Annotated in this window: 10 protein-coding genes; 8 read left to right on the forward strand and 2 right to left on the reverse strand. The window is 47.5% G+C overall.

Annotation, left to right across the window (positions count from 1 at the left end; translation table 11 throughout):
• Positions 1 to 4 precede the first annotated feature (4 nt).
• The 5 genes from ureG (at position 5) to phaC (ending at position 5,483) form a co-directional block, all read left to right on the forward strand.
• On the forward strand, positions 5 to 619 hold the full coding sequence (ureG, locus tag C9I92_RS10095; protein ID WP_047884441.1) for an urease accessory protein UreG: 615 nt from the start codon (positions 5 to 7) through the stop codon (positions 617 to 619).
• A 554-nt stretch (positions 620 to 1,173) separates the two neighbouring features.
• A complete protein-coding gene (locus C9I92_RS10100; protein ID WP_047884440.1) occupies positions 1,174 to 1,914 on the forward strand; it encodes an SDR family oxidoreductase in 741 nt (246 codons plus the stop codon).
• Between the two features lie 35 nt (positions 1,915 to 1,949).
• A complete protein-coding gene (locus C9I92_RS10105) occupies positions 1,950 to 3,161 on the forward strand; it encodes an acetyl-CoA C-acetyltransferase (RefSeq protein ID WP_047884439.1) in 1,212 nt (403 codons plus the stop codon).
• Between the two features lie 82 nt (positions 3,162 to 3,243).
• The gene (locus C9I92_RS10110; protein WP_047884438.1) at positions 3,244 to 3,591 is read left to right on the forward strand and encodes a phasin family protein; all 348 of its coding nucleotides are present in this window, start codon (positions 3,244 to 3,246) and stop codon (positions 3,589 to 3,591) included.
• 68 nt (positions 3,592 to 3,659) lie between these two features.
• Positions 3,660 to 5,483, forward strand: a complete 1,824-nt coding sequence (gene phaC / locus C9I92_RS10115) for a class I poly(R)-hydroxyalkanoic acid synthase (protein ID WP_047884437.1) — start codon at positions 3,660 to 3,662, stop codon at positions 5,481 to 5,483.
• Between the two features lie 367 nt (positions 5,484 to 5,850).
• Here phaC and C9I92_RS25275 read toward each other — a convergent pair whose 3' ends face one another.
• Positions 5,851 to 6,198: a hypothetical protein gene (locus C9I92_RS25275; RefSeq protein ID WP_157038310.1), complete on the reverse strand. Its 348-nt coding sequence runs from the start codon at positions 6,196 to 6,198 to the stop codon at positions 5,851 to 5,853.
• Between the two features lie 485 nt (positions 6,199 to 6,683).
• On the opposite strand from C9I92_RS25275, the gene C9I92_RS10125 reads away from it, so the two are divergent.
• The 3 genes from C9I92_RS10125 to C9I92_RS10135 all read left to right on the forward strand — a co-directional run bounded on the left by C9I92_RS10125 (position 6,684) and on the right by C9I92_RS10135 (position 12,267).
• Positions 6,684 to 7,910: an autotransporter outer membrane beta-barrel domain-containing protein gene (locus tag C9I92_RS10125; protein ID WP_084712503.1), complete on the forward strand. Its 1,227-nt coding sequence runs from the start codon at positions 6,684 to 6,686 to the stop codon at positions 7,908 to 7,910.
• Between the two features lie 315 nt (positions 7,911 to 8,225).
• Positions 8,226 to 11,801, forward strand: a complete 3,576-nt coding sequence (pulA, locus tag C9I92_RS10130) for a pullulanase-type alpha-1,6-glucosidase (RefSeq protein ID WP_047884822.1) — start codon at positions 8,226 to 8,228, stop codon at positions 11,799 to 11,801.
• Positions 11,802 to 12,009: 208 nt separating this feature from the next.
• Positions 12,010 to 12,267 (forward strand): hypothetical protein, encoded by a 258-nt coding sequence (locus tag C9I92_RS10135; protein WP_047884434.1) that lies wholly within the window; start codon positions 12,010 to 12,012, stop codon positions 12,265 to 12,267.
• A 122-nt stretch (positions 12,268 to 12,389) separates the two neighbouring features.
• On the opposite strand, the gene C9I92_RS10140 is transcribed toward C9I92_RS10135, so the two are convergent.
• Positions 12,390 to 12,899: a hypothetical protein gene (locus tag C9I92_RS10140; protein WP_047884433.1), complete on the reverse strand. Its 510-nt coding sequence runs from the start codon at positions 12,897 to 12,899 to the stop codon at positions 12,390 to 12,392.
• Positions 12,900 to 12,963: the final 64 nt, after the last annotated feature.

A 12,963-nucleotide genomic window follows, 5' to 3' on the forward strand; every position in this document is an offset into this window, starting at 1 on the left:
GATCATGAATCAATCACATTCACCGTTACGAATCGGTGTAGGGGGGCCTGTTGGCTCCGGAAAAACGGCTTTGCTTGAAGTGTTGTGCAAGGCAATCAGGGACCGGTACAACATTGCTGTCGTGACCAACGATATTTATACCCAGGAAGATGCAAAAATTCTGACCCGGGCGCAAGCGCTGGCCGCAGACAGAATTATCGGAGTGGAAACCGGAGGGTGTCCGCATACCGCAATTCGTGAAGATGCATCTATGAACCTGGCTGCTGTTGAGGAACTGTGTGCCCTGCATGAAAACCTGGATATCGTCTTTATCGAAAGCGGCGGTGATAACCTCAGTGCGACTTTTAGCCCTGAGCTGGCGGATTTGATGATTTACGTGATCGATGTCGCGGAAGGAGAGAAAATTCCACGTAAAGGCGGGCCGGGTATTACCCGATCAGATCTGTTGGTGATTAATAAAATCGACCTCGCGCCCTATGTTGGTGCATCTTTGACCGTGATGGATCAGGACACCGCGAGAATGCGGCCAAATAAACCTTATGTTTTTACAAATTTGAAACAAGGGGAAGGTCTACCAGAGATAATTGATTTTATTATTACTAAGGGAATGCTTAGTTAATTTTCTTATGAAATAAAGCGCATTAATATAAACAGAAAGCAGATACGAATTATTCCTATCTGCTTTTTTTCTTTTTAAACCACTTACTGGTTGCGCATTTTTAGTGAGCTTAATGCATTATTTTTGTGCAAGTTTCGTTGAAAAGGCTGGATAAATTTAATCTTTATTCAGTCTCCCACCACTATAAACGCTGAATTTAAATAATTATTCAGGGTGTTCTAAAGTTGGCATTTAATATGCTTATCAAAATATAACAATACTGACACATTTGATGGTTAAGGTCGTTGCATTTTATAAGTGTGATTCTATGCAGGAATATTTGGTACGACCATTAATTCCCCTGGTTGATATATCTATGTGCCTGTGTTCTTATAATATTTATGCAATAGAAAAGTCACCCAAGTGTCTTTTTAGCTCGCTAGGATGCAACAAAGATTAGAAACTGAACTGACATTCGGTTCACGTTGGTTAGTGGCCCTTAATAACAATGATAGGCAAGTAATTGTAGTTAAGGGTTTTTTATCATCATCATGATGGAAATGGAGTCTTCTGTAATGAGTAAAACAGCATTAGTAACTGGCGCTAAAGGCGGTATTGGTTCTTCTATCACACAAGGATTGGTCGAAGCGGGCTATCGTGTTATTGCAACTTATTTCCCTAATGGTGAAGCAAAAGCCAAAGAGTGGTTTAAGGAAAATAATTATTCAGAGGAACAGGTTCGTTTATTCCCTCTGGATGTGACGGATACGGCGTATTGTAAAGAAGCTTTAACAACTTTGTTGCAAGAGGAAGGCAAGATTGATGTACTTGTTAACAACGCCGGAATCACTCGCGACACCACATTTAAGCGTATGACCAAAGAGCAATGGGACGAAGTGATCACCACTAACCTGAACAGTCTCTACAACGTCACCCATCCTCTGTTCGCTTCAATGTGTGATCATGGTAATGCTCGCATTATCAATATCTCTTCGGTGAACGGTCTTAAAGGCCAGTTTGGCCAGACAAACTATTCTGCGGCAAAAGCAGGCATGATTGGTTTTACTAAGGCACTGGCAGCAGAAGGCGCGCGCTTTGGTGTTACCGTCAACGCAATTGCTCCTGGGTACACAGGCACTCCAATGGTTGAAGCCATCAAGCCTGAAGTGCTGGACAGCATCAAAGCAGAAATTCCGATGAAACGTCTGGCTGCACCGGCAGAAGTTGCCGCAGCGGTTGCATTCCTGGCAAGTGATGCCGCTGCCTACATTACCGGCGAGACACTGTCGGTAAACGGCGGTCTGTACATGCACTAATTGACACATTCGATTGAGTAAGGACGCTAAGCACTATGTCAAAAGTTTATATTGTTGCAGCTAAACGTACGCCTATTGGCAGTTTTAACGGCGCGCTGAAATCTGTTTCAGCGGCACAACTGGCTGCTACAGCAATCAAAGCCGCTCTGGAAGAAGCGAAAGTTGCACCAGAGCACCTGGATGAAGTGATTCTGGGTAACGTAGTTGGTGCAGGTCAGGGCATGGGTCCTGGTCGTCAGGCAGCCCTGTATGCAGGCGTGCCAAATGAGGTCCCTGCTTATACTTTGAATATGGTTTGTGGCTCCGGGATGAAAGCAGTCATGGATGCGGCGGCGCATATCAAAGCTGGCGATGCGGATCTGGTTGTTGCGGCGGGTGCCGAGAACATGTCTCAGATTCCTTTCTGTGTGCCGGGCTCTTCCATCCGTGATGGTCAGAAGATGGGTAACCTGCAATTGTCTGACCTGCTGATTGCTGATGGTCTGACAGATGTATTTAACAACTACCACATGGGCGTAACGGCTGAAAACGTGGTGGAGAAAGTTGGCCTGACGCGTGAGCAGCAGGATAACTTCGCACTGGCCAGCCAGCAGAAAGCCGTAGCGGCCATTGAGCAAGGTAAATTTGTTCAGGAAATCGTTCCGGTTGAAGTGACAGTACGTCGCCAGACCACTGTTGTCGATACGGATGAGTATCCAAAAGCGGATGCAAGCATTGAAGGGCTGGCCAAACTACGTCCTGCATTTAAGGCTGAAGGCGGTTCTGTCACAGCGGGTAACGCATCAGGCATCAATGACGGCGCAAGTGCGATTATCGTCGCTTCTGAAGCTGCCGTTGCTAAATACGGTCTGACCCCGCTGGCTGAAATTGAAAGCTACGCACAAGCAGGTATTGCCCCGGAAATCATGGGTCTTGGCCCTGTGCCGGCGGTACAAAAAGCCCTGGTGAAAGCAGAGTTGTCTATTAATGACATCGGTCTGTTCGAATTCAACGAAGCGTTTGCCGGTCAGGCGCTGGGTGTCCTGCATCAGCTGGCTGATGATCTGGACGTTCAAGTGGAAGATTTGGCGGAACGTTCAAACGTAAATGGTGGTGCGATTGCACTGGGTCACCCTCTGGGCGCATCCGGCAACCGTATTATTGTCAGCCTTCTTCATGAAATGCGCCGTCGTGGTACAGAGCATGGCCTTGCCACCCTCTGTGTTGGTGGCGGCATGGGTACGGCAATCGTACTCAAAAACGTTTAATTAGATAGGCATTCAAACTAGTGCCCGGTTTGAACCATGGCCCGGGCACAACATTCATTACTTGGCATGAAGGAAACAAGCTATGTATACGGAAATGTTCAAATCTTTCTCTGAGCAGACTGAGAAAACTCTTGCACCATACGTTAAGTTCAACAAAGTGTTCACGAAGAACGTTGAAGAACTGACTGAACTTCAACTGGCAGCCGTTCGTGCTTATAGCGATCTGGGCCTGTCTCAGCTTAAAGCTGTGAGCGAAGTGAAAGATGTTCAGTCTTTCGCTGCTTTCAACAGCCAGCAGCTGGAAACGCTGACTAAGCTGTCTCAACAGCTGATCGACGACAGCAACAAGTTTGCTTCTATCGCTCAGTCTTTCAAGACAGAAGTTGATGAGCTAGTTGCTGAAAATGTAAAGCAAGTCAACCCAGCGTAATTCAAATGACCACTCAGCCGCTCCCGTTCGGGAGCGGCTTTATTAGTCCCGATATAGAGGTCATTGTAATGAACCAGAACTTCTTTACGGACTACTTTGCCAAGCTCCAGGAACTCAACCAGGCATGGTGGAAGGAGATGGATTCAGGCAAGGCAGCCATGAATACGCCTTTAAATAAAGCCCTCAATGAAGTCAGCCTCGATGACACGGCCAAGTTTATGGAAAAGGCCGCTGCGCAACCGGCAGTGCTCGCACAGCTTCAAATGGAGTGGTGGGAAAATCAGATGCAGATCTGGCAAAACGTCACGATGAAAAGTGACAATGAGCCGGATATTGTCCAGCCGGAAAAAGATGACAAACGTTTTGTTGACCCTGCGTGGGAAAATGAGGCGTTTTATAATTTCATCAAGCAGTCATATTTGTTGTTCAGCAACAAGATGAAAGAGACGATCGATTCGATCGACGGGCTGGATGAAAAAGCAAAAGAGCGCCTGGGTTTCTTCTCGCGTCAGGCCATTAATGCCCTGTCACCAACGAACTTCATTACCACCAACCCGGAACTGGTAAAGCTGACCGTTGAAACAAATGGTGCGAACCTGGTGAAAGGCATGGAGCTGCTGCAACAGGATATTCAATCCAGTGCGGATGTGCTTAAAATCCGTATGACTGATGATTCTGCGTTCGAGCTGGGTAAAGACGTTGCAAATACACCGGGTGAAGTGGTTTATAAAAACCACCTGTTTGAGCTGATTCAGTACAAGCCGCTGACAGAAAAAGTGAATGCCACGCCATTACTGGTAGTACCGCCTTTCATCAACAAGTACTACATTCTCGACCTGCGTGAGAAAAACTCGATGGCGCGTTGGCTGGTAGAGCAGGGACACACGGTATTTATGATGTCGTGGCGTAACCCGGATGCCAGCATGTTTGATGTCGACTTTGACGATTATGTCGTTGACGGTGTCGTTAAAGCGGTCGATGTTGTTGAAGATATTACTGGTGTCAGCGAAATGAACGCCGCAGGTTACTGCATTGGTGGTACATTGCTGGCAACTGCATTGGCGTACTACGCTGGTAAGCGCATGCGTAGCCGCATCAAATCCGCGACGTTCTTCACAACGTTGCTGGATTTCTCTCAACCGGGAGAAATCGGTGCGTACATCAATGACCCGATCATTTCGGCCATTGAGGCACAGAACGAAGCGAAAGGTTACATGGATGGTCGTTCATTGAGCGTAACGTTCAGTCTGCTGCGTGAAAACAGCCTTTACTGGAACTACTACGTCAATAACTACCTGAAAGGCAACAGCCCAATCGATTTTGATTTGCTGTACTGGAACGGTGACAGTACCAATATCGCCGTAGCATGTCACAGCACATTGTTGCGTCAGTTCTATCTGGAGAACAAACTGGTCGACCCTAAAGGATTTAAAGTACGTGGTGTGTATATTGATCTGTCGAAGATCAAGATCCCGACTTACTTTATTTCGACACAGGAAGACCACATTGCGCTTTGGCAGGGAACTTACCGTGGGGCACGTAACCTAGGCGGCAAGATGACGTTTGTTCTCGGTGAATCCGGCCATATTGCTGGCATTGTTAACCATCCTGCTAAAGGCAAGTACGGTTACTGGACCAGCGGTAAGGTTGTGAATGATCCGGAAGCTTGGCTGGACGGCGCTAAACGCCATGACGGTTCCTGGTGGGGACACTGGAATGAATGGCTGGCTGGGTTTGAAGAGGGTGAACCGGTCGCACCGCGTGTTGCCGGAAGTGCAAACTATCCGGTACGTGGTGAAGCTCCGGGTGACTATGTTCGCCAGAAGCTGCCGATTGAAGTCTCTAATGCACTGAATGAATACCACGAAGTGCCTGAAAAGACCGATGGCTAACACAGCCAAACTAGTCATAAACTATTTTGTCACTCACATCCGTTGGCTGACAAAACTCTCAACCAGTGCTTAGGCGCTGGTTTTTTTATGTCTGCTGAAAACCTGAGTACGGATGAAGGCAAACCCATGAATAATAGCAAAACAGTGGATTACGATGAGCAAGTCCAGGGTTCTGGTGGCTATAAGAACCAGCAGACCAGATAGTAAAGTCTCTCAAAACAAGGTGATAACAATAGCTATTTTGTATTATGAGGCCCAGTCAGTACTGTTTTATCCACTGTGTAGCCTACTCATGCCTCTATTTTGTCATAGATGTAAGCCTGAAGGTCACTGGTTGAAAAGATAGAGCGGGGGCATCAAGAATCGGCTATTTACGCTGAATAATCGGGCTGGGGCAGAGCAATTCTGTTTCCTGCAAAACGGCTTTTTGTAATTCATCATCATGCTCCAGTGCAGGGTAATTGTGTTTAACATTTTCCATGCAAAATTTTGCGGTGTTGATAATAGCCATCATCTCATCCTGAGACTGGACAACTCGGGTTAAATCTCCACTTTGCTCAGCATCTGACAACATGCTCATGACGCTTTCAGCTTGTTGATACGGCGCTCTAAGACATTCACAAATATCCTTGGCGATGATGTGTGGTTCTTCGGCGAAAGAGACGGTACTAGCGACAAGTAATGAGCAGGAAACAAATGCTGTAGATGGGTTCATAATCAGCCGCAATCTGGGATTTTCATAAGTATAGTCATTCAGCTGTTGATACATCTGGCAGTAGCGTCACACAAGGCAAATTTTTTCTCTTATAGAGTAAAATGTCATAAGTATTTACGGACTGGTATAAATCTGTCTATAGAAAATTAAGTATAAGAATATTCACTATTTTTCTTTTGTATCCGCATAAGTCTGTTTCAATACTCACCCATTAGAATTTTCCCTATCTCCCTGATATGTAATGGTATTCATTGCTGTGTGCAATATTGTGCTGGCAAAGTGGCGCAAAGGTTGTATTTTTTTTGCGACAAAAACTTCATGGCTGTTTTCTATACTCAGTTCGTTCAATGTGAAGTAAATCACGCTCCGGTAAACCACAGACAGCTTACGAGTCGCGCTATGAACACGACAGTTTCTCGAATACAGCCAGTCAGGGTGGTGCGATAAAACCAAAAATGGAGTCGTGACTGTCATTGGGGGACGCTATGAAGATGTCGTTGAGGGGATGGATTTGCTTTACCTCAGCCTCATGCCTGATGTGTGCACCAATGTGGGGACTGGCGCAAGAGCAGGATGCCGAAGCATCACTGAGTAGTCGGATCTCTGCAGAAATGTCCGGTGCCGTATCAGATCTGATGGTAATGGCGAGCAATGTCAGGGTAGACAAGGTTGATAAGAAAGTACGATCGCAGTTGGATTCTGCATCGTCTTCGGGTATTCGTTTTAATGGCCTGTCTGACCGTGCGTCGTCAAATCGTGCGACATTACGTTATGACCCGTTTTCTTTGTATTCTTTGCCGGTCAATTCTGAACTAGCCGTCTATAACGATACGGCATTGGACGGAGACTCGTCGTCAGCCATCGGCGGCTATGTGCGAGTAGATAACAAGTCAATGGGTAAACCCCGTGGCCTGAATACGTCCAAAGAGCAGGAACACAGCGGCTATTCGCTGACATTGGGAGGCGATTACCTATTTCGGGAAAACTATCTGTTCGGGTTGACCCTTGGGCTGCCGTTTTATCAGTCAGGTAACGAAATGAAGGATACGGAAATCGATGGATTGATTGCATCTGGTTATTTCAGTTACTTTCGGGATAACTGGTATCTGGATTTTACCGCCAGCTATGCCGTGATGGATACCGACATTGAACGCCAGGTCACCATGTATACCGATACGGTGGTTAACAACGCCAACGAAGCGGATTCGGATATCTGGGTTTTTTCACTGGGCAGCGGATACCTGTTTAGCTATAACTACCTGAATATCGCGCTGGAAAGCAGTTTGCAATACACCTTATCGGATACGGATCGTTATTCTGAGAGGGTCTCAACAACCAGTTCTAATTATTTGATCACGAAAGTTGAAAACGTTGATGCGCTTGAATCGACCATGCTGATTTCCGGGTTGAGTGTATCGCATCCTTTTCGGACACCGTTTGGCGTATTTCAACCCTATGCCAAAGGTTATCTTCACTATGATATGGCCAGTGGTAATCAGCGGGTGATCTCGCAACTAAAATCCAATTATTCGGGCACGATTCTACCTATCGTCGTCGACAGTAATGACAAGGTTTATGGCCGGATGCATCTTGGGTTATCAGGGGCGTTTAACCGCGATTGGTATGGGTATGCTGAAGCCAGCAGCTTACTCTGGCATGATGATTTATCTGCATACACTTTTTCGGTAGGGGTAAGTATTGGACTGGATTAGCCATGTTTGTCATGAGCACGAATTTATTCAGACGATGCTGAATACCTCTTTGATGCCGGTATCCTGATCAGATACCGGCATTTTTGTGACTGTTATAAACATCTGTGCAACAAAGCAAAAAACCTCTCGTCCGCACAAACAGTGATTTAGAGCCAAAACATTTTAACTTGTTGTTATTAAACTATATTTGGTTGCTGTTGATCACGGTTTGCATATCACGCTTTTGAGTATGGTTCCCGCCATAATAACAATCCAATCAGCATTACTTCCCCCCAATTAGGTAATGACGACCAAGGAATTTACGTGAATTTTAAAATGTCTGCTGTGGCGAAAGCCATCATGCCGCTGTGCTCTGTTTTTTTGCTGGCTGGCTGCAATAACTCATCATCAGAAAATAATCCGGGGAGTGTTGAATCCGGTAAATTAGTCGCTATCGGCGAGAATCAGGCAGCGATTTACTTTAAGAATAATGACATCGCCAAGTCATCCGTTACGCAGGATTACAGCGGATATACCCTATATGTGTGGAATGATGAAAGTTGCAGCAATTACGCAGGTACAGCAACCAGCTGGGAGAAAGGACTACCAGTCAGTGGTGTTGATGAAGAGCTGGGAGCTTACTGGATTATTGATATCAACGATAATGCTTCACAGTGTGTGAATTTTATCCCGCGTGACGCCAACAACGATAAGCCATTGGGTGATTTCAATGCCAAACTGGCGCTTTCGCAGGTGCATGCCGACGGTAACTACGTGTTTACCAAGTCTGGTATTGCGGCGGTGTTCCCTGAGTATATCCCGCCACTTCCGGCCAATACGCTTCGTCTGTACCTCAATATGGGAGAGGAAGACATTGGCGGTATGACACTCCATGCCTGGAATGATGCAAACTGCGACAGCTTTGGCGGCGACGATACGGCTTGGGACAGCGGTTTACCGCTGACTGGCTCCAGTAAGACATATGGCGGCTACTGGGATATTCCACTTAAAGCGGGCAGCCAGCAATGTGTGAACGTGATACCGCACCGTGGCGATGAAAAGCCATTGGTTAGTGATTCCCGCTTGGATCTCGAAGCGGCTGCCAAAATTGGGTATGTTGCATTTACCTTCAACGGAAACGCCACTGTGTACTATCGTCCGATGGCAACCTTGCCCGCTGCCGAGCTTTCCGGTGCATCCGCTCACTGGTTAACAGGCGACATACTGGCAATGGAAGCGGGAGCCAGCCGTGTCGAGCTGCTCTATGCTGAAAACGCTGGAATCGCCTATGATGCGAACCGCCAGACATTCAATCAGGTCGACCGTGTGATTTCTGCGCATAGAGCAGGGAGCAACAGCTGGGCAACGGAGTTTCCTCACCTCAGTGAGCTGGAAAGCTGGCAGCTCGATTTTACGGACGTGGGATTGTCAGCTAAAGATCTGCTGAAAGGACAGTTGATTGCGGTAGCTTATGACAGTCAGGATAAACCTCTGGTCATTACGCAGGTTCAGCCTGCCGGAGCGCTGGATGCTTTGTATGCCTCAACCGCAGCGAAACACACTTTCGGTGCCGTGATTAACAGTGGCGACGTCCAGTTTGCGCTATGGGCCCCAACAGCTCAGTCAGTTTCTTTGGTGAAATATGGGCAGGATAAAACCGCTCAGGCCAGTTATCCGATGATCTTTAATCGGGAAAGCGGTGCATGGGAGCTGACATCCGGGGACTTTGCCGCAGGCGATTTTTATCGCTATAAAGTGAAAGTGTATCACCCGGTCAGCAAAGGGATCATGGAATACGAAGTGACGGATCCATACTCGTTAAGCCTGTCTCTCAACTCCGAATTCAGTCAGGTCGTGGATCTGAATGATCCGGCGTTAAAACTAGACGGTTGGGATGAGTTGAAACGCCCGGTTGCGCAGACCAATCCAAGCCGCTTTGTGATCTATGAATCTCAAGTACGTGATTTTTCTGCACTGGATGCATCCACGACCCACAAAGGGAAGTTCCTGGCGTTTACGGAATCTGAGTCCGTTCCGGTTAAACACCTGAAGTCGTTGAGTGAAAGCGGAACCACACATCTCCACTTGCTGCCAATCTTTGATATCGCGACGATAAATGAAGACCCGGCGGCAACGGCGAACATCGATGCGCCATTCAGTAAGCTGTGTACGGTCAATCCTGCGGTGACATCGTCGTCATTTGGCAGCTACTGTACCAGTGGAAAGCTGATTTCAGAGGTGCTGAGCGATCTTCGGCAGGAAGACACGCCTGATAATCCGGTTGTGCAGCAACTGAACCGTTTTATCTCTGAAACTGACGGGTTCAACTGGGGCTATGATCCTTACCACTACACAGTGCCGGAAGGTTCTTACGCCACCAATGCCGAGGGTACGGCGCGTATTCTTGAGCTGCGTCAGGCCATTCACGCCATTAAATCGCAAATCGGTATGAATGTAGTGATGGATGTGGTGTATAACCACACCAATGCTGCGGGTCCGGAATCCAAGACTTCCGTATTGGATAAAATTGTGCCTTGGTATTATCAGCGCCTGAATCCGGTAACGGGCGGTGTTGAGAACTCAACGTGTTGCTCGAATACGGCACCTGAGCGGGCGATGTTTGAAAAATTGATTACCGACTCTTTGGTTGTCTGGGCACGGGATTACAAAATTGATTCATTCCGATTTGACCTGATGGGGCACCACCCGCTGGCGCAGATGCAGCGTTCGCTGAAAGCGGTACAGGCAGTTGATCCGAATACATACTTCTATGGCGAAGGCTGGAACTTCGGTGAAGTGGCCAACGACGCTCAGTTTATTCAGGCTACGCAGCCTCATCTGGGTGGCACAGGAATCGGCAGTTTCTCAGATCGTCTTCGTGATGCCGTTCGTGGCGGTGGTCCGTTTGACGGTGGTGAAGGAATACGCCAGAACCAGGGCTTTGGTAACGGCGCAGCGGTTTTACCCAATGAGTACAATACGGTGTCTCGTGATACCGCCCTGCACCTGTCAGATCTGACCCGCTTGGGTATGGCCGGCAACCTGAAACAGTTCCGATTCCAGGACGCGACCGGGAAGATTATTTTCGGTGAAGAGCTGGATTACAACGGTGCTCCGGCCGGTTATGCTGTTGATCCGACCGAGATCCAGAACTATGTTTCCAAGCACGATAACCAGACATTGTGGGATAACCACCAGTACAAAATCGGCTTTGATGTAGATACGCAAACCCGTGTAAGAATGCAGGCCGTATCGCTGGCTACAGCCATGTTGGGGCAGGGTGTGCCGTTTACCCATATGGGGGTTGAACTGCTGCGCTCGAAATCCATGCAGCGTGACTCTTACGACTCCGGTGACTGGTTCAACCGCGTTGACTTTACGCTGGAAGATAACAACTGGAATAAGGGGCTGCCGCGTCAGGATAAGGACGGTGATAACTATGCGCTCATTAACAAAGTGCTGACCACCGCTGGCACCAATACTCAGCCTGACAGTGCCGATATGACGCAAATGGTCACTTTTTATAAAGAGCTGGCCAGTCTGCGTAAACATTATCCGTTGATTACACTGGGTACCGGCGCAGAAGTTGTGAAACGGGTGGATTTTCATAACACAGGTAAAGAACAGCAGGCCGGTTTGATTGTGATGTCGATTGATAACGGCACTTCAAGCGGTGCAGATCTGGACACGAGTGTAGATGGTCTGGTGATTGTCATTAATGCAACCGGTGACACACAAATTCTGGACTGGTCAACGGATCTCACTCTGAGTCCGCTTCACACTTCAGCGTTGGCGAGTGCTGCCGCATTTGCGGACGGGCAATTGTCGGTGCCAGCCTGGACTCCGGCGGTATTTGAGATTCCCCGTGTCAATGACGTACGTGGTCTCGGTATACCGGTCGCTGCCAAATAACAGTCCAATTTTTGGTTGATAGACTGTTAAATAAAACACAAAGCCCTCATTCGAGGGCTTTTTCGATCAGCAGTGTGTTTCATGAAAACTGTTGATTCAGGTCTATCAAGACGGGATTGGCAGGGAAAAGAATCACGTCTGTTCATGATTGGTTCATTTTAGTTGCGATAGACTGCTTGCTGTACACAAATGATAGAAGGTTTGAGCTATGAAAAATGCGATTGCAAGTGTTTTTGCCCTGGTGATAGGTTTCTTTACCCTGATGTTTGCAGCGGTAATGGGGCTGTTTATCGGTGTGGCAGCCTTAATTGCCAAACCGTTTTTAAAACGTAAAATGCAAGCCGCTTACGAAGACGCGGTTCAACAGCAGGCAACGTTTCAAGGGTTTACCCGCGTTTACACTGATGGCAAAACGATTGATGGTGAGTTTGAAGATATTACTCACAAACCGGCTTCTGCCCAATAAGCCATTCGAAATGAATTTCTCAACGCCAGCCAATTGCTGGCGTTTTTATTATGGGGCGCACGTACAGCCATCGCGCAATACTGCCATGCAGGACAGTGGTTCGGGCGAAAGCTCATGATTGACTAGTGATAGTAAGTATTGACGCAAGTCAGAAACGCTTTCAGGTCGTTGGGCTGAATGTTAAAGCGGTAGGAATCGGCATCACTGAGTAGTTCAAAATGCCCTTTATCTTCGACAATCAGTTTGGTCAGTACGTCAAATCCCTGCTTATCACTGGTTCCTCCCAACAACACCAGCCTTGCAACAGTGTGAAGATTACCGTTTTTTCGCCAGTTCGCCGTAAAGACCTCGACCGGTGAACCGGTACGGAAATAGCGGATATTTTCAAAACCGGCAGGATGGTCAATGCCGGCTTTCAACGCCACAAAACGCTGACGAAACTGATTATCGGTGATCAGTGCCACCTGAAAGGTACTGACAAATTGTTTTTGCCGGTTTTTTTCCAGATGATATAAATCAAGTCTGCACTGATTTTCAGAAAGCTGTGTTGTACTGGTCGGTAAAACCTCTGCCTGAACCTGGAAAAAGCAAAAGCTCAGCCCCCACACCAGTACCAGAAAAAAACGACACATACATCAACCTCTGCCGTGTAACCTATGCGAGCCACCAAACAGGTGAAGAGCATCCCGCTTGTCT

The sequence above is a fragment of the Photobacterium ganghwense genome (assembly GCF_003025595.1).
GTDB classification, from domain to species: domain Bacteria; phylum Pseudomonadota; class Gammaproteobacteria; order Enterobacterales; family Vibrionaceae; genus Photobacterium; species Photobacterium ganghwense.

Excerpts from the sequence above, each read along its gene's own strand:
- ureG (WP_047884441.1), top strand. The coding sequence starts at position 5 with ATGAATCAATCACATTCACCGTTACGAATCGGTGTAGGGGGGCCTGTT.
- C9I92_RS10100 (WP_047884440.1), top strand. The coding sequence starts at position 1,174 with ATGAGTAAAACAGCATTAGTAACTGGCGCTAAAGGCGGTATTGGTTCT.
- C9I92_RS10105 (WP_047884439.1), top strand. The coding sequence starts at position 1,950 with ATGTCAAAAGTTTATATTGTTGCAGCTAAACGTACGCCTATTGGCAGT.
- C9I92_RS10110 (WP_047884438.1), top strand. The coding sequence starts at position 3,244 with ATGTATACGGAAATGTTCAAATCTTTCTCTGAGCAGACTGAGAAAACT.
- phaC (WP_047884437.1), top strand. The coding sequence starts at position 3,660 with ATGAACCAGAACTTCTTTACGGACTACTTTGCCAAGCTCCAGGAACTC.
- C9I92_RS25275 (WP_157038310.1), bottom strand. The coding sequence starts at position 6,198 with ATGAACCCATCTACAGCATTTGTTTCCTGCTCATTACTTGTCGCTAGT.
- C9I92_RS10125 (WP_084712503.1), top strand. The coding sequence starts at position 6,684 with ATGAAGATGTCGTTGAGGGGATGGATTTGCTTTACCTCAGCCTCATGC.
- pulA (WP_047884822.1), top strand. The coding sequence starts at position 8,226 with ATGTCTGCTGTGGCGAAAGCCATCATGCCGCTGTGCTCTGTTTTTTTG.
- C9I92_RS10135 (WP_047884434.1), top strand. The coding sequence starts at position 12,010 with ATGAAAAATGCGATTGCAAGTGTTTTTGCCCTGGTGATAGGTTTCTTT.
- C9I92_RS10140 (WP_047884433.1), bottom strand. The coding sequence starts at position 12,899 with ATGTGTCGTTTTTTTCTGGTACTGGTGTGGGGGCTGAGCTTTTGCTTT.